This is a genomic window from Eisenbergiella sp. OF01-20, from assembly GCF_003478085.1.
In the GTDB taxonomy this organism is placed as follows: domain Bacteria; phylum Bacillota; class Clostridia; order Lachnospirales; family Lachnospiraceae; genus Eisenbergiella.
Genome location: NZ_QUES01000009.1, coordinates 19,531 through 36,738, shown reverse-complemented (window position 1 = coordinate 36,738; position 17,208 = coordinate 19,531). Strand labels below are relative to the sequence as shown.

Annotated in this window: 16 protein-coding genes and 2 riboswitches; of the genes, 14 read left to right on the top strand and 2 right to left on the bottom strand. The window is 46.8% G+C overall.

Annotated elements, in window-relative coordinates:
• Positions 1 to 7 precede the first annotated feature (7 nt).
• Positions 8 to 93, top strand: a riboswitch (cyclic di-GMP riboswitch).
• Between the two features lie 102 nt (positions 94 to 195).
• A riboswitch (cyclic di-GMP riboswitch) is annotated at positions 196 to 280 on the top strand.
• Positions 281 to 394: 114 nt separating this feature from the next.
• From DXA36_RS12655 to DXA36_RS12615, 9 genes are all read left to right on the top strand, one after another.
• Positions 395 to 904 carry a CAP domain-containing protein gene (locus DXA36_RS12655; RefSeq protein WP_118679712.1) on the top strand — a complete coding sequence of 170 codons (510 nt, stop codon included), beginning with the start codon at positions 395 to 397 and terminating at the stop codon, positions 902 to 904.
• A gap of 227 nt (positions 905 to 1,131) precedes the next feature.
• The gene (locus tag DXA36_RS12650) at positions 1,132 to 1,764 is read left to right on the top strand and encodes a stage V sporulation protein AA (protein ID WP_118679954.1); all 633 of its coding nucleotides are present in this window, start codon (positions 1,132 to 1,134) and stop codon (positions 1,762 to 1,764) included.
• A complete protein-coding gene (locus tag DXA36_RS12645) occupies positions 1,754 to 2,248 on the top strand; it encodes a stage V sporulation protein AB (RefSeq protein WP_118679710.1) in 495 nt (164 codons plus the stop codon). The genes DXA36_RS12650 and DXA36_RS12645 overlap by 11 nt, the downstream gene beginning before the upstream one ends.
• A gap of 252 nt (positions 2,249 to 2,500) precedes the next feature.
• Entirely contained in the window at positions 2,501 to 3,943 is a 1,443-nt protein-coding gene (locus DXA36_RS12640; protein ID WP_118679708.1) for an alpha-L-fucosidase, read from the top strand.
• A gap of 277 nt (positions 3,944 to 4,220) precedes the next feature.
• Complete coding sequence (locus DXA36_RS12635) at positions 4,221 to 5,099, top strand: nucleoside hydrolase (RefSeq protein ID WP_118679706.1); 879 nt, start codon at positions 4,221 to 4,223, stop codon at positions 5,097 to 5,099.
• Between the two features lie 279 nt (positions 5,100 to 5,378).
• Positions 5,379 to 7,079 carry an extracellular solute-binding protein gene (locus DXA36_RS12630; protein WP_118679704.1) on the top strand — a complete coding sequence of 567 codons (1,701 nt, stop codon included), beginning with the start codon at positions 5,379 to 5,381 and terminating at the stop codon, positions 7,077 to 7,079.
• Positions 7,080 to 7,135: 56 nt separating this feature from the next.
• A complete protein-coding gene (locus DXA36_RS12625; protein ID WP_118679702.1) occupies positions 7,136 to 8,041 on the top strand; it encodes an ABC transporter permease in 906 nt (301 codons plus the stop codon).
• 17 nt (positions 8,042 to 8,058) lie between these two features.
• Positions 8,059 to 8,970 (top strand): carbohydrate ABC transporter permease, encoded by a 912-nt coding sequence (locus DXA36_RS12620; RefSeq protein WP_207666358.1) that lies wholly within the window; start codon positions 8,059 to 8,061, stop codon positions 8,968 to 8,970.
• Between the two features lie 48 nt (positions 8,971 to 9,018).
• The gene (locus DXA36_RS12615; RefSeq protein WP_118679700.1) at positions 9,019 to 10,053 is read left to right on the top strand and encodes an AraC family transcriptional regulator; all 1,035 of its coding nucleotides are present in this window, start codon (positions 9,019 to 9,021) and stop codon (positions 10,051 to 10,053) included.
• 51 nt (positions 10,054 to 10,104) lie between these two features.
• Here DXA36_RS12615 and DXA36_RS12610 read toward each other — a convergent pair whose 3' ends face one another.
• On the bottom strand, positions 10,105 to 10,971 hold the full coding sequence (locus DXA36_RS12610; RefSeq protein ID WP_118679698.1) for an AraC family transcriptional regulator: 867 nt from the start codon (positions 10,969 to 10,971) through the stop codon (positions 10,105 to 10,107).
• Positions 10,972 to 11,267: 296 nt separating this feature from the next.
• Between DXA36_RS12610 and DXA36_RS12605 the strand changes: the two genes are divergently transcribed.
• On the top strand, positions 11,268 to 12,320 hold the full coding sequence (locus tag DXA36_RS12605; protein ID WP_118679696.1) for a uroporphyrinogen decarboxylase family protein: 1,053 nt from the start codon (positions 11,268 to 11,270) through the stop codon (positions 12,318 to 12,320).
• Positions 12,321 to 12,370: 50 nt separating this feature from the next.
• Here the strand turns inward: DXA36_RS12605 and DXA36_RS12600 are convergent, their stop codons facing one another.
• Positions 12,371 to 13,177 (bottom strand): MarR family winged helix-turn-helix transcriptional regulator, encoded by an 807-nt coding sequence (locus DXA36_RS12600; RefSeq protein ID WP_118679694.1) that lies wholly within the window; start codon positions 13,175 to 13,177, stop codon positions 12,371 to 12,373.
• Between the two features lie 616 nt (positions 13,178 to 13,793).
• On the opposite strand from DXA36_RS12600, the gene DXA36_RS12590 reads away from it, so the two are divergent.
• The 4 genes from DXA36_RS12590 to DXA36_RS12575 all read left to right on the top strand — a co-directional run bounded on the left by DXA36_RS12590 (position 13,794) and on the right by DXA36_RS12575 (position 17,165).
• Entirely contained in the window at positions 13,794 to 14,873 is a 1,080-nt protein-coding gene (locus tag DXA36_RS12590) for a cellulase family glycosylhydrolase (protein ID WP_118679690.1), read from the top strand.
• A 163-nt stretch (positions 14,874 to 15,036) separates the two neighbouring features.
• Complete coding sequence (locus DXA36_RS12585; RefSeq protein WP_118679950.1) at positions 15,037 to 16,185, top strand: aldo/keto reductase; 1,149 nt, start codon at positions 15,037 to 15,039, stop codon at positions 16,183 to 16,185.
• A gap of 74 nt (positions 16,186 to 16,259) precedes the next feature.
• On the top strand, positions 16,260 to 16,697 hold the full coding sequence (locus DXA36_RS12580; RefSeq protein WP_118679688.1) for a hypothetical protein: 438 nt from the start codon (positions 16,260 to 16,262) through the stop codon (positions 16,695 to 16,697).
• A gap of 6 nt (positions 16,698 to 16,703) precedes the next feature.
• The gene (locus tag DXA36_RS12575) at positions 16,704 to 17,165 is read left to right on the top strand and encodes a YaiI/YqxD family protein (protein ID WP_118679686.1); all 462 of its coding nucleotides are present in this window, start codon (positions 16,704 to 16,706) and stop codon (positions 17,163 to 17,165) included.
• Positions 17,166 to 17,208 lie beyond the last annotated feature (43 nt).

Genomic DNA, 17,208 nt, shown 5'->3' with positions numbered 1-17,208 from the left:
ATTTTAATTTAACACTTGGCAAACTTGCTGAAAGGCAAGGACGCAAAGCTATAGGGCCTTCCCTCATAAAGAGGATGGTAGCCAGTTGCCTGATACATAGTAAAAACGTATGTATTTGCACAGTAGCCTTGGTCGCCGTATGACACAAGACTATTTTTTTTACTTATCAGGCCTTTGAACTGAAAAAGGCGTGAAAACTACATTTGGCAAACTTATTGAAAAGTAAGGACGCAAAGCTACAGGGCCTTCCCTTTAAAAAGGATGGCAGCCAGCTGCCGGTACCATATGGTACTGTATTGATAGCCGAAAGGCTCTCACTACTTTTAAATAATCGAAAAGCCTTAGTAGTTTTCCATCATTTTTCAATCGACACGATTTGAAAGGATGAAGGAAAATGAAGAAAGCAATCATCACCGTATTAGCGGTATTAACAATCATCGTAACAGCAATGGCACCCGCAGCAAAAATGGATGCAAAAGCAGCAACAGACCAGACCTCTGCCATGAATGCAAGACTTCTGGCAGATATCAATAACTTAAGAGCAGAGCAGGGACTTCCCGCACTGACACTTGACAGTGAATTAACCAGTTATGCAGCAGTAAGAAGCGAAGAAATTACCACAGTTTGGAGTCACACCCGTCCCAATGGAACAAGCGGTGCTGATATGATTAGCTCCAACAAATGGCGCGGCGAGAACCTTTCCTACATTACATACGGAAGCTTCGGATTTTCCGATTCCGAACAGAACGGCGCAGCAGACAGCGTTTTCGCAAGCCTGAAGGCAAGCCCTTCACACTATAGCAACATGGTAAGCGGCAACTACACAAAAATTGGTATTTATACATATGTAACCAATACCGATTCCGGAATCAAACTTTCCACCGCTTATATGTTCTCTAACTAAGAAAATCCCTTAATTTTGATAGATGATATGATGATGATTGGAAAAACAGCAGTTTGATCAACTGCTGTTTTTTCATGTCCAAAAGAGAAACCGTTCAGGAAGATAAGAGCGGTTTCTCTTTTCCTTTTTTTGCAAGACCGTATAAAAACGGAAAATCTCCATATTACTAACGAAAGAATGAAATGACCGTATTTTCAGAGGGTGTACCGGTCGGAAAGGTGGTTGGGATGGCATCACAGGAAACATTATATCTGAAGCTGGATCGGAATGTGGAAGTAGAAAAGGATGACGTGCAGCTTTCGGATCTGGGTAAAGTGGTATGTACGAATAAAGATATACTGGCACATGCTAAAGCGATGAAAATATATAAATTTAAAGATACAAAACCGCAGCGCCAGGTAGTAAGTGTTATGAAAATTATTGAATCGCTGCAGACGATGTACCCGGATTTAACAATAGATAACATCGGTGAAACAGAAGTAATAATGGAAAAGGTTAAGGTAAAAAATGAAAAGGGATTCATGCAATGGCTTAAAATTGCATTTGTTTCCCTTATTTGTTTTTTTGGTACGGCCTTCACTATTATGGCCTTCCATAATGACATAGGCATTAATAAGGTATTTATGAAGGTGTATGAAATGATTGCCGGACAGGCGTCGGACGGCTTTACCATATTGGAAGTGGCCTATTCCATCGGGCTGGCCGTGGGTATTATTGTATTCTTTAACCATATCGGCGGCCGGAGGATCACAAAGGATCCCACGCCCATCGAAGTGGAAATGCGGATTTATGAGGATGATGTAAATAACGCCTTAGTGGAAACGGCTGACAGGGAGGGGAAGACCATTGATGTTTCTTAAAAGCATATTTATGGCGGTTATCGGTGTAAGCTTTGGATTCCTTGTTTCTGCCGGTGTATTTACCGTACTCATCGCCGTGGGCCTGGTTCCCCGTTTCGCGGGAAAGACGCATACGAGCAAGAAAGTATTCCTCTATGAGGAAATGGTGGTTGCCGGCACGTTATTTGGAAACTTTATCAGCGTTTTTGAGTATTCCTGCCATGTGGGTGAATGGGTGAGGAAAATACAGATTTTCGGAGCTATTACAGACAGTATGTGGAAATGGATTACCGTGGTTATCTTGATATTCTTTGGTTTTTTTGCCGGCATTTTTGTTGGATGCCTGGCCCTGGCGATTGCAGAGATGCTGAATACCATTCCTGTTTTTGCAAGGAGGATCCAGTTCCGGCATGGCCTGGGAATTGCAGTCCTGTCTATAGGGTTAGGAAAACTGGCAGGCAGTCTTATTTATTTTTCCCAGCAGGTGTTTTTAACGGGAGGCTGAGAAAAACACAAGCTGCAGAGCGGTAGGGCTTTTATAATATTCGATACCACGACATAAAGCGGATAAACTTGTCATGATTCTGTATAATACTTTTCCTGTCAAATTTATATAATAAACTCAAACTTCATATGTGTCGGACGGCCTTCCTCCTGCCGCAAAAGCAGGGAGAGAAGGGATGGCCGGTACATGTAAAGTCCGGGCAATACAGTTACAAAAGGGGTTCTGTAATTATGATAATGGAGGGGTAACAGGATGACAGGAAAATTTCAGCCAACGTTTGAATCACTGCGGGAATACGAGTGTCCGGAATGGTTCCGGGATGCCAAGTTCGGTATATGGAGCCATTGGGGGCCGCAGAGCGTACCGATGTGCGGAGACTGGTACGCAAGAAACATGTACATACAAGGGAGTCCCCAGTACAATTACCATATCCGGCATTACGGGCATCCGTCGGAATTCGGATACAAGGATATCTGCCGGCTTTGGAAAGCGGAAAAGTTTGATCCCCGGGAGCTGATGGAGCTGTATCACAGGGCGGGGGCCAGGTATTTTGTGGCGCAGGCCATGCATCATGATAATTTTTTTAACTATGATTCCCTGGTAAATGCGAATAATTCGGTTAAAATCGGACCCGAAAAGGATATCTGTGCATTATGGAAAGAGGCGGCGGATCAGTTCGGGATGCCTTTCGGACTGACGGAGCATCTGGGCGCTTCATTTTCCTGGTGGTATGTGAATAAGGGGGCGGACAGCTATGGCCCGTATAAAGGGGTGCCGTATGATGGTGCGGATCCTGCCAGCCGGGATTTTTATTATGAAAACAGCGAGCACACGATGCCGGAGCATGGTGCGTTAGCCCAGTGGCTTACGGGAAATAAGAAATTCCAGAAATACTGGCAGGATACCATGAAGGAGCTTGTGGATAAATTCCATCCGGCCCTGCTGTATTCCGACAGCGGGCTGCCCTTTGAAGAGGAAGGATACCAGCCGGGGCTGGATGCGGTTTCCTATCTGTATAACGATTCCATAGAGCGAAACGGACGGAATCAGGCGGTATATACCCAGAAGAACAGGGCGCAGGAGGTTTACCGGGTTGGCGTGCTGGATATTGAGAAAAGCCAGCTGCCCGGAGTGAATCCCAGCCCGTGGCAGACGGATACCTGCATCGGCAACTGGTTTTATGATGCGAAGCAGACATTCAAACAGCCGGGACAGATCATCGAAATGCTGGTGGATATTATTTCCAAGAACGGCTGTATGCTGCTGAATGTCCTGCAGCGGCCGGACGGGACAATTGATGCGGAAACCCGGTTTATTCTGGAAGAGCTGGCAAAGTGGTTTGCGGTCTGTCAGGAAGGAGTATATGGAACCAGACCTTTCCGTGTATTCGGGGAAGGGGATACCCGCGTGCTTATCGAAGGCTTCCGGGAGCACAAGACAGAATGGAACAGCTCTGATTTCCGGTTTACCAGAAAAGACAATACGGTGTACGCCTTTATGCTGAAAGCGCCGGAAAACCGGGCGGCAGTTATCAAATCCCTTCGGCCGGAGGAAAGAGTGGAGTCGGTACGCCTGCTGGGCGCGGGAAGCGTGGAATTTTCCCAGTATTGCGGTATCCTGACGGTAAAGCTGCCGGAAAACCTACCTACCGGGTATGTGAATTGTCTGGCGTTGGAATTGCACACGGGGGACTGAAGAAACAGAAAACAGATAAGGCACCGGATACAGAAATGTATCCGGTTTTTTTCTGTGCCAGGACAAAGAGGTATCTATAGGAAAAGGGCATGTTTTCACCAATGACTAGAAGCAGATCAAACCTGCGGAAAGCAGATGTATAGGAACGAAATGATCGTATTGGAATACATTACCTTGTTTTTCCTGTCGTTTGTGAGCGTTGTTACAGGCCATATTTTTAATTAAAATAAACAGGGAAGCAACAATATGCGATATTTGGAATAGTAGGAGGAAAATAATGAAATTTACTTATGGGGTACCCGAAAATAAAAAAATCCGGGTTATTATTGACTCAGATACGGCTTGTGAAGCAGATGATCCTTTTGCCATAGTGCATGCGCTGTTGAGCCCGAAGCTGATTGTGCGTGCTGTTATTGCGGAGCATTTTGCAGCGGCCGGTTCCATGCAGAAGAGTTATGAGGCGATTAAACGGCTGACCGCAGCAATGGGCTTGGAAGTAAATGTACTTTCGGGTGAGGAGTGGCCGTTGAATCGTGCAGAAAAAATGTCGGAGGGCGTTAAATTTATGATTGAAGAAGCCCGTTCTGAAAATTCTCAACCGCTGTATATCTTATGTCTGGGAGCTTTGAGTAATATTGCCCGTGCGCTGGAAGAAGCGCCGGATATAGAAAAACAGATAACCGTGGTGTCGATTGGGGGCCGTTCCTATGATGACAGTACGAGGGATTTCCGTGAGTTTAATTTTGGAAATGATGTGGAAGCGGTAAATAAGGTGTTGGAATCGCAGGTACCCTTTTGGCAGATTCCGGTATCCGCTTATGCTTCGATACGGGTGGGGCTGGCAGAACTGCAGAAAAAGGTTGCAGGCTGCGGGAAAGTGGGAAAATACCTTTTTGAGCAGATGGTGACGTATAATCAGTCTGAATACGCATCCTGGACATCAGGGGAAAGCTGGTCATTGGGTGATTCACCGGCTGTTGCAGTTACCATTGATCCGGGATGCGGGGATTATAAAGTTATACAGTCAAAACGGGTTAATCAGGATACATCATATACAGATAATGATAAAGGACGTCTTATCAGGGTGTATGATACGATCGATTCCCGCTATGTTTTAGAAGATTTCTTTTCCAAACTGGAATTAATTTATGGATAATAATTAAGATAAGTTGGAATTTGGTTTCAGGAATGTACTTCCGGGAATGAAAAAATGGCCTTTACGCAGAAGATGTACGTAAGGGCCATTTTTTTATCCGGCCGCTCTGCCTGCCTTAAAGTATGTTGAAAATACTACATTTGTGTAACACATCGGAAAAAGATACATTTTGTATAAACAGAAGTCGTCATGTGAAATTGCTGTCTGCGCTTAATTTAAATAGAATACTCTTATAGAACATGTCAATGCCTAACGAATACAAAAAGGGGAGGAACTAAAATGTTGCGTAAGAAAGTTTTATCTGTTTTACTGACTGGCTTAACGATTGCTTTGGCACTTTGCGCTTGCAGCGGTGATACTGTTGTCCCGGAGGGATCAGAAGCAGGAATAAATGGGGCTGCTTCCGAAGCGGAAGAAATGACGGAAGATGCGGCGACAGGCTATGGTGCAGGGGAATGGAGGACATACGACCCGGCCATTTCCGCTACCTTTGGTATGGGACATGATATTAACAGCGATGCATTCACTGCGATGGCCAATGCAGGTGAACCATATGATAACAATCGGTGGATCCAAATGTTCCGCGATGAAGTCGGGGTAGAATGCAGTTATAAACTAACTTCACCTAATGCGGAGGATTATCAGCAAAAACTGGTTTTAGCTATGACATCAGGAGATTTACCGGATATATTTCATGTAAATGATCTAGCGCTGTATAAACAGATGGTAGATGCGGGAGTTATCGCAGACCTGACTGATGTTTACGAAAGGGAAGCAAATCCGACGTTAAAAAGTATCGTTGAAGGAGAGGGCACTGGTTTTATTGATAACTTTAAGTTTGATGGGAAGTTATACTGTATTCCCGGGAAAATGCCGTCAACAAACGGATACAGTTATCTATGGATTCGGAAGGACTGGCTGGATAAATTGGGGCTTGAGATTCCGAAGACTATGGATGAGGTTATGGAAGTGGCCCGTGCGTTTGTGGAACAGGATCCGGATGGAAATGGAAAAGATGATACATTGGGGCTGAGTATAGATGAAAATTATACCGTATTTGGTTCTATGGGCATCTTTTGGGCATATGGCGGACAGGCAGCCGGTAAAAAATTCTGGAGTAAACTGGATGACGGCACAATAGGGTATTCTATGGTGCAGCCGGAGATGAAAGGCGGCTTGAAATGGCTGCAGGAAATGTATGTACAGGGATTATTGAATCCGGAATTTTCCACACAGTCATTCACCGAAATAGGACCTATGATTGCCAATAATTCTCTGGGGATGTTCTACGGCTGTCATTGGTATGCCGGACAAATAAATGGCGTCAAGAGCGAAATCCCGGATGCGGAATGGATTCCGATACTTGCACCAGGTACAGATGGAAATCCCGCACCTGTATATGCGTCGGTGGATATGAATGGAATTTATTGTGTCCGTGCTGATTATGAACATCCGGAAGCTTTGATTGCGATGTTTAATGCCTATACAGAGAAATTATTTGGAGAAAATAATGATTTCGAAAATTATTTTGCCTGTAAAGAGAATGGAAACCTCTGGCAGTCAGGTCCAATCCATATGTTAGATGCGGATGTGGATATTGTGCCTTTCCGTGAAATGAAAAAGGCTATGGACGAAGGGACACTTGACTCTCTTACAGGCGTAGGGGGAAGCTATTGGAAATACATTCAGGAGGGGGATCTGAGTTATAAACTGATGTTTGGGCCGGAAGGCTCCTGCTTTGAATTAGTAGATGCCACATATCCGGACATTTTCATCTGGAACAGCTATCAGGGTGCCCCCACTCCGACACAATCAGAACGCTGGAGCAGTATGCAGGAAATTATAGACACATCTTATATAAAAATGATTGCCGGTGAAGTGGATGTTGATGAAGGCTTTGAGAAAATGGTTAAAGAATGGATGGCTGCCGGAGGAGATAAAGTAACAGAAGAAGTAAATGCAATCGTAGCTGGTAAATAGGTTGCCGGGAATCGCGGGTGTGGTTTTGCCCGCGATTCTATCAGTGAGGAGCGAGTATGAAGCTGCAAAAAAAGAAAAAAGGGAACTGGTCGCTGCACTTGATGATGCTGCCGTCAGTCACTGCATTAGTCATATTTTCCTATGTTCCAATGGCAGGGATTATTATAGCCTTCCAAAAATTCAATCCTGGATTTGGACTTTTTGGGGAAAGCCCCTGGGTTGGCCTGGATAACTTCCGCTATATTTTTTCATTGCCGTCAATCTGGCAGGTTGTTGGAAATACCCTGATTTTGTCAGTAGCTAAAATTATAATTGGAACAATACTTGCGATTGCAACAGCATTACTGCTGAATGAATGCAGGCATCGATTCTTAAAGAAATCGGTACAGACGATAATCTATTTTCCTTACTTTATTTCCTGGATTATTATGGCGGGTATCCTTGCAGATATGCTTTCTCCTGCCAAAGGAGTTATAAATCAGTTAATTACGGCCCTTGGAGGAGAACCTGTTTATTTCCTGGGGGATAACCGGTACTTCCGGGGAACGTTGATAGTTTCAGATATCTGGAAAAATTTTGGTTATAACAGTGTGGTATATCTTGCTGCAATAACCGGAATTGATATGTCACTTTATGAAGCGGCAGCGATTGATGGTGCCGGAAGATGGAAGCAGACGGTTCATGTGACACTGCCGGGAATGAGTGTGATTATTATACTGATGGTAATATTGAATATGGGAAACCTTTTAAATGCAGGATTTGATCAGGTATTTAACCTGTATTCTCCCGGAGTATATGAATCCGGAGATATTATTGACACCATGGTTTTCCGCCTGGGCATTCAACAGGGGCAGCTGTCTCCATCGACAGCGGTCGGCCTTTTAAAGTCGGGGGTGTCCCTGCTGTTAATATCATTATCCTATTATATTGCGGATAAAAAATTCGATTATAAAATTTTCTAGGAAGGGAGAAATTTATTTTGGAAAAAGAAAATGGTAAGGAACAGTCCGTTCATCTTGTTCAGTCCGGGAGCCATAAAATGTATCAGATATTAATTATTGGTATTCTGGTGATCATGGCGCTTGTATGTTTTCTTCCTTTTTGGTATATTATTTGTCAAAGTTTTAGTTCAAATGAAGCCATAAGAGCTGGTAAAGTAGGACTTTTACCGGTTGATTTTACCTGGAACAGTTACTTATATGTACTTAAACGGGCTCCCTTTTGGAAGTCTTTCGGAATAACCATAGTGAGGGTTGTTTTAGGCCTTCCTCTTAATTTGTTTATGATAATTACGGCGGCCTATCCCTTGTCGAAAGATAATCGTAAATTTAAAGCACGCAGTATTTATGTTTGGATATTTTTTCTTACTATGTTGTTTAACGGCGGTATGATACCCACATATCTGCTGGTGAATAATCTGCATATGACGGACACTGTCTGGTCCTTGATACTGCCTGGATGCATCAATGTTTTTAATATGCTGTTGGTACTTAGCTTTTTCCGTCAGCTGCCGGATGAACTGGAAGAGGCGGCGGCGATAGATGGGGCAGGACATTGGAGAATCCTTTGGAAGATTTTTATACCGATATCTTTACCGGTTATTGCTACCGTAACACTTTTCACTTTAGTACAGCATTGGAACAGCTGGTTTGACGGTATGATTTATATGAAAACAGAAAATTACCCGCTTCAAACCTATCTTCGCAGTATCATTATAAATTTTAACTTTACCAATCTTAGCCCGGAGGAACAGAAACGGCTCTCCCAGTTTAACGAGGATGGATTGAAAAGTGCCCAGATGATAATTGGAGTGATCCCTGTTCTATTGGTATATCCGTTTCTTCAAAAATATTTTGTTGCCGGGATTACCTTGGGCAGTGTTAAGGGATAGAATTCCGGGAACTCTGTTGGCTATTACAAATTTAGGGGAGTTACTTACATGGAAGAACATTTTCTGAAATGGAAACAGTATATTTTGGAGCATGCAGAAGATTTACGGATAGAAGATGAACACTTATCTTCCAGTGAGTATTATGTGGGAAATACAAAAGTGTGCCTTTATTCAGGGAACCCTGTTTTTAATGCCGGGATGTGGCTGCAGCTGGAAAACCATCAGCTGCGTATTTATGTCCGCAATGATGAAGGCGAAAAGGTAATATGGAGATCTTTTACGGAGGGGCAGACAGAAGGGCCGGTCCATCAGCATGACTTTGTTGAAATCGGATACGTGGTACAGGGATGCGCAACCCAGTCATTTTTTGGTAAGGATCATGAGTTTAAACAAGGGGATTTCTGGTTAGTTGACAGGCACTGCTATCATAGTGATAAATATAGTAATGAAAACCTGTTTACCGTATATATTGGAATTCCATCGGATGTATTTGATTCAGCCTTTGTCGCGTGTATCGGCAATACGGAAATACAAAGATTTCTTTCTCTTGCCCTTTTGGAACAGAAAAGGACAAAACAGTTTCTGCATTTTGCACCAAGGGGAAAACAGGCGGATGGCAGCAGCCTGATGGAACAGCTGCTTTGTGAAATTATTGAACAGAAGGTGGGCTTTTATGATGTTTCAAAGGGCTTGTTGGCAAGGCTTCTGCGGACGTTATCCGTTGATTATGAGTTTATGCTTACAAGTCAGGAAAAACAAAAAGTGAATGATCTTTTGTTCTGTGAAGTGGAGAGGTATATCAGTAATAATTACAGTACGGTTACGATACAGGAGCTGGTGGCACATTTTCATTATAATGAGGATTATTACAACCGGCTGATAAAGAAATACAGCGGCTGCACTTATTCGGAATATGTAAAGAATGTCAGGCTGACAGAAGCGGAAAAGCTTCTCAGAAATACGGAACTTTCTGTAGAACAGATCGCAGTATTGTCAGGATATCAAAGCAGAGGAAGTTTTTATCATATGTTTGTTGAAAAAAATGGGATGACGCCCGCACAATATAGAAGGCAGCGGAAATGATTCCGTATCTTTACGCATCAGTCAGAAATGATTGGTGCTTTTTCTTACGCTTCAAGACTCAACCTTCTTGCTTCTGCTCCGGTACACGGATGGCGCCATCCCCATTTGCTGGGTAAAGAAGCGGTTAAAATGGGAGGCATCATACATGCCGATGCTTTCTCCCACCTCTTCGCAGGTCAGGGAAGTCGTGTTTAATAAAGAGCAGGCATACTCGATGCGCTTCAGGCTTATGTATTTTATGGGTGTGGTTCCCACGTATTTGCGGAAAATCCGCGTGAGCCAGGTGTGGCTCACATGCAGCTGCCCGGAAAGCTGGCTGACCTGGAGATCCTCTGTAAAATGGCTGTCAATGTATTGCAGGGCATCGGTAATCAGCCGGGGATGATCACAGGGGGAGGAAAAGCGCGCCGCTTCCATCAGATCCATGAGAAAAGAATAATACATTTTGGACAGGGTGAAATCATCCATTTCAGGAGCAGCCTTCCGCGTTTTCATAATGGATATCAGCTGGGATAACGGTTTTTGGGTATGGGCGGCATCAATGGTATGGATGTGGTTCCTTTTAAAATAACCCGACAGCTCCTGCTGGCCGGGTATGGCAAGCTCGATCCAGATGAGGCCGAGGGGATCCCCAGAATGGTTGGAATAGGTATGGGCATTCCCCGCTGTTATAATGAAGGCATCCCCTTTTTTCAATAAATAATCCTTTCCCCCAATGTGGAAGAAACCACAGCCGTCAAACAGGAAATGAACGGTAAAATAAGGGTAATCCGCTTCTCTGTGCACGCAAAAAAAAGACTCCTCACAGCCGCAGCCCATACGGTTGGCATGGAGCATGAACGGCAGGCTGATGCGGCCGGTTTCCGGAGCATTATATAGATAAGGCGCGAAGTTGTCGGGATTGTAGATGTCCTGCATATGTTTTTCCTTCGTTTTATGCCGTAAAGGGCAGCGTATCCGATTAAGTTCCGGCGGCTGCAGTTACAGATATTGTACTATTGCCGGATGAAATCAGCAAGACCGATTCCTGTATCCGCTATACTTTTTGTTGGCCCGTTATGTCCCCGGGTATTTTCCGGCCGCCCCGCCCGGGCAGTAACCGGTATTGGTTTTAATTTATACAACAAATCCGATAAAAAAGGGAATTCCGGCAAAGGGCTGCGAAAGCTACAATGAAATAAAAAAAGAATTACGGGAAAAGGAGGACATCTGCGATGACATCCAAAGAAAGAGTCCGGGCGGTGATGGAGCACCGCAAGCCGGATCGGATACCGGCAGCGTTTGAAGCGGTGGGATCCGTGACGGAGAAGCTGCTGAAGCATTATGGCTTCACCGATTACAGCCAGCTGCTGGAAAAATATGAGGTGGATATAGTGACGGCTTCGCCGGAATATATCGGGCCGGAATTAAAAACCAGTCTGAATGAAAAAGGGGAGCGGGTGGAACAGTCCTGGTGGGGCTATGAAACCACGCTGCATACCACCGCTGTTGATACGTATGGGACGACGACTTATTTTCCCTTAAATGGGGTGGAAACGGTGGAAGAGGTGGATGCGGTCAGGTTTCCCGATCCGGATTGGTTCGATTACAGCGCAATTAAGCGGGTATGCGACAGCAATCCGGATAAGGCGATCATTGTGGGACATGAAGGGCCTTTTCAAATGGTTACCTTTCTGATAGAGATGGATCAGTTTTTTATGCTGATGCTGGACGAGCCGGATACGGCAAAGCGGATTCTGGAGCGCATGAATGCATTTGAGATGGAATATTACCGGAGGATTTTTGAGGCCGGAGAGGGCAGAGTGGATGTCCTGCGTCCGCATGATGACTATGGGACACAGATATCGCTGTTGTTTTCGGTGGATATGTGGAGGGAATTCTATCGGGAAAACACGATAAAGCTGGTGGAGCTGGCGCATAAATATGGAGCGTTCTACCAGCAGCATTCCTGCGGGGCCGTAGCGCCGCTGATACCGGAATTTATCGAATGCGGCGTGGATGCGCTGGAACCGGTGCAGAAGGTGCAGGGGCTGGAGGCGGAACGGCTGGCGCAGCTGTATAAGGACAAGATTGTGTTCCATGGAGGGATTGACACCCAGGGGCTGCTGCCGTATGGAAAGCCGGAAGAGGTGAAGGCGGAGGTGCGCAGGTTCATGGATTTGCTGGGGAAGGACGGCGGGTATATCCTTATGGCAAGCCAGGGTTTTGAGGGGGATGTCCCGATAGAGAATATAGAAGCGGTATATGCGGTGGATCGGCGTATATGATGATAAAACGCCTGCATGGGATAAGTAAAAGAAATCCCTGCAGGCGTTTTTCAGCGCCGGTTTCCGTGTTCTCCGGTATCCCGTTGCCGTCCGTAAGGCTCCCGTCCGCGTTCTTCTGCGCGTCCCTGTTCCCGGCTTCTGCGCTCTCTGCTGCCGTGTTCTCTGCTGCCGCGTTCGTGTCTGCCGTAGTCCCTGCCGCCGTCCATTCCTTTTTTGCTGCGCCAGTCCTCCAGCAGCTTTTCCAAAAGAAGGGAAAGCTGCTCTTTTTCTTCCTGGCTCAGGCAGGAGAAAAAGTCCTGCACCGAGTTTCCCCTGTGGACTTGCATCTGCGCGGCGGCTTCCAGGCCGGCAGGGGTGAGGGTTACATCCACGCCTCTTTTATCCTGTTCATTGGGTGTCCGGGTGATATAGCCTTCCGTTTCCATTTTCCCCAGGATTTCACTCAGGGAACCGGAGCGGACATCCAGGATATCCATGAGCTGACGCTGGGTAATCGGGCTGTTAGCTGATAAAACGGAGAGGATCCGCAATTGGCCGGATTTGCGGTTCCCCGGATGATGGAGGGCATGAGTACAGGCACGGAATTGTTCAAAAAGCTGCTCCTCCGGAGAAAACGGCTGTCCGGAAGGGAAAAAACGTTCCGGGGTCTGCTCCCGCCGGCTTCTTCTGTCGCGCCGTTCCCGGCATTCCTCATGGCGTGCATGGCGGGGGATACTTCGCTTCCCGGCGGCTTCATCCTGGGCCTGGAAAGGTTCCCGGTTCTCTGAAAAATAAGTCCTTCCTTTTCCGCATTGCAAAGCATCGGAAGAACAGTGGTTAGGACAACAGGGGCATGTTTGGTTCGGATTATCATTCATAGTATATTCCTTCTTTCTCTTGGATTTATTCAATAAAATATAATTGCTAGGTACCTTGTGAAATAAGAATACCCCTTTTTTGAATAAATGTCAAGGTGCCTTGTGAATATTTCGGAGGATTTCTTACCGTCCCGGCCTTGCACCTGCCATGCGCCAAAGGGTCCGGTAAAGCAATGTTACTGGTCACGGAGTGAACAAGTAACAAAGTAATGGGCATCTGCAGCCGCAAAAAGGGATTCTCTGGCTTTCCATGCACAGGAATGATATAATAAACATAATTATCAACGGCAGGAAATCCGGATGCCAACGGAAAAAAGGAGGCCTGAATTTTATTTGCGTATGAAGGAACGTTCGGCACCACACACCTGCTTGTCGTGTGCGGCTTTACGGAAAAGGAGCTTGTGTGGCGGCTGCCGGAGGAAACGGCAGGATAGACGGCGCAGCGGCTTATCGGGAATTATGAGGATTCGGTGTGGGGACCGGAGCTTACGCTGCGTCCTTATGAAGCGGTGGTCTGGGAATGGACGGAGAAGCAGGGGGAATAAGAGGAGCAGAAAAAGGCGGAGTGGTCACAAAGAGATAGTTTGGAGCAGGTTACGTGAAAGGAGAAAAAGGGATGGGGAACAGATGGAGTAAGGAAAAAAGCAATGTATGGTATGACAGCCGTCCATGGCTGATGGGCTGTAATTATGTCCCGGCAATTACCCTGCATAATACGGAGCTGTGGCAGGATGATACGAGGGAGGAGGTTCTTGCCTCTGTAAAAAAAGAACTGAAACTTTTGCGGGAGACGGGGCTTAACAGTGTGAGAATGTTTATGCCTTTTCATGCATGGTTCTTTGAGCGGGAGCGTTTTTTCGGGAAGATGGATGAGCTGCTTGCGCTGCTGGACGGATACGGGATTACACTTATGCCGGTGCTGTTCAATGACTGTGCTCCTTTTGAACGGCCGGATCCGGTGTTCCCGGATAAGATGGGGACAGGCTGGCAGCCTTATGATATCGGGCATCACGGGGGAAAAGCGGAAAATCCGTTTACCGGGGAGAAAAGAAAAACCGGCTGGATTCTGTTCGATGAAGAAGCATGGAGGGAGCCGCAGTATACCTATGCAAAAGAGCTTATCGGGCGTTATGCCAGAGATCCCAGGATTATCATGTGGGATTTATGGAACGAACCGGGTAACAGCAACCGGCATTCCCTAAGCATGGAATATCTGGAGCATGTATTTGAAATCGCCCGGGCTGTCGATCCGGATCAGCCGCTGACAGCGGCTCCCTGGTCATACCCGGAGAGGTATGGTGTGGCGGAGGATGTGGATCTGGAGCCGATTCAGAAAAGGGCGGTGGAGCTTTCGGATATTGTTTCCTTCCACCAATATGAGAATTTCGGTCGGGTTAAGCAGGTGGTAAATGCGCTGGCAAAAGAGGGAAGGCCCCTTATGAATACGGAGTGGCTCAACCGCATCCTGGACAATAATATCAGAGATCTTCTCCCCTATTTTTATGAAAACAGGATCGGCAGCTATCATTGGGGACTGGTGGCGGGGAAGTCCCAGTTTTATCTTCCCTGGGATTATCTGCGGGAGGAAGACGGGCTGGATCTTACCCTGTGGCAGCATGATTTGTATCATGAGGATTATACCCCTTATGATCAGGAGGAGATCGCGTTATTCCGGAAATATGGGATGACAGAATAAATAATTTTCATCAGGCGGCAGGGGAACCCCTGTATGGCGGAAATATGAATGGACTGACAGCAGCAGGAAGTTTTCTTTTATGCACAGATACATTTTTATCCCTGCAGGCAATACGCTGAGGCCGGGTCAGTTTGCGGAGACTTTAATTTCAGGAGGAATACCAATGAGATACAGAGAATTAGGAAAAACAGGACTGTCCGTCAGTGAAATCGGACTGGGAGGGGAATGGCTGGAACGGCATAATGCAAAAGAGGTCAGGGAGGTCATAGACCGGTGCGAAGAGCTGGGGATCAATATCCTGGACTGCTGGATGTCGGAACCTGAAGTGCGTTCCAAAATCGGGGCGGCGATTGCGGGAAAAAGAGAACGCTGGATCATACAGGGGCACCTGGGATCCACCTGGCAGAACGGGCAGTATGTTCGTACCAGGAATCTGGAGCAGGTCCGCATCGCTTTTCAGGATCTTCTCGACCGTATGGGTACGGACTACATAGATTTGGGGATGATCCATTTTGTGGATGAAAAAGCGGAATTCAAGCGTGTTATGGAAGGCGAATTCATCGACTATGTGAAGGGGCTGAAGGAAAAGGGGATAATCCGCCATATCGGCATGAGTACCCACAATCCGGAGGTGGCCAGGATGGCGGCGCAAAGCGGTATTATAGAAATGATTCTTTTCAGTGTGAATCCTGCTTTCGATCTGCTTCCCGCCACAGAGGACCTGAATGATTATTTCAAAGAAACCTATGAGGAGCAGCTGGGCGGGATCGCACCGGAAAGAGAGGAGCTTTACCGTATCTGCGAGCAGGAAGGCGTCGGCATCACCGTCATGAAGGGGTATGCCGGGGGACGTCTGTTCCGGGCGGAAACATCGCCTTTCGGTACGGCCCTGACGCCGGTGCAGTGTCTGCATTATGCCCTGACACGGCCTGCGGTAGCCAGTGTGATGGCAGGTTTCGATACACCGGCGCATGTGGATGCGGCCGCAGCCTATGAGACGGCAACGGAGGAGGAAAAGGATTATGCCAGCGTACTGGCGAATGCTCCCCGTCATGCCTACAGCGGCCAGTGCACCTATTGCGGCCATTGCGCACCCTGCCCCTCCAGGATTGATATCGCTATGGTAAACAAGCTGTATGATCTGGCGGTGATGCAGGACGAAATTCCCGCGACGGTCAAAGCCCATTACGGGCAGCTGTCTGCCGCAGCGGGGGACTGTGTCCGGTGCGGCGGCTGTGAGACCCGCTGTCCTTTTGGCGTAAGGATAATAGACCGGATGGAGAAGGCGGCGGCTTTGTTCGGGCAGGACTGAAGGCGGGATATAGGACGCTGTGTTCATTAGAAACGGTCATCCCCGGATTTTGTAAGGAATCAGCAGGAGATAGCATGAAAAAGGAAGAATTGATAAAAGAAGGCTGTATGGTACCGGATACCCTGCAGGAGGCCATGCGGCTGGGCAGACAGGAAATGGTGGAGGGGGACGGGGAAACTCTCAGGGAGTACCTTTACCGCCTGCTGGAGGAAAACGGAAGGGACAATACCTATTTTGATTTTTATTACGGGACTTTGAGCCGTGAGGAACAAAAGAAAGCGGAGACTGCCCTTTCTCAGGAAGAAACTGCGTATCTGCATGGACTCACTCTGCCGGTAAACCGGGAGGATGTTTATTTCCGATATGAGGAAAGGCTGTTTTCCATTGCGGTCACACTGTCCGTAACGGAGATGCTGTTCTCCACCTTTTATTTTCCGGTGCTGTGTAAAACGGTCTGGAGCAATTATCAGGGTTCCTTTCTCCTTTTTTCATACGAAACAGGAAAGGAATAACAGGAAATGCAGATACTGGTGGATGCGGACGCTTGTCCGGTGGTGGGAATTGTGGAACGAGCGGCGCAAGAAAATAAGATACCGGTGGTTCTTTTATGTGATACGAACCATGTCCTGGCTTCGTCCTACAGTCAGGTACGGGTCATCGGAGCGGGTGCCGATGCGGTGGATTTTGCATTGGTGAACCTCTGCAGAAAAGGGGATGTGGTGGTGACCCAGGACTATGGGGTGGCGGCTATGGTTCTGGGAAAAGGGGCCTATGGGATCCATCAGTCCGGGAACTGGTATACCCGGGAAAATATCGATCAGCTGCTGCTGGAAAGGCATCTGGCGAAAAAGGCGCGGAGAGCGTCCTCTAAGCACCATGGGAAAGGGCCCCGCAAGAGGCAGCCGGAGGACGACGTCCGGTTTGAAAAAGAGTTTCGCAGATTGCTGCAGCTTGTGCAGAAGGAGCATATTGCCATTTGAATCCAGAATTTGTGTCGTTTTACAGCCGGAAAAGGATATAAAT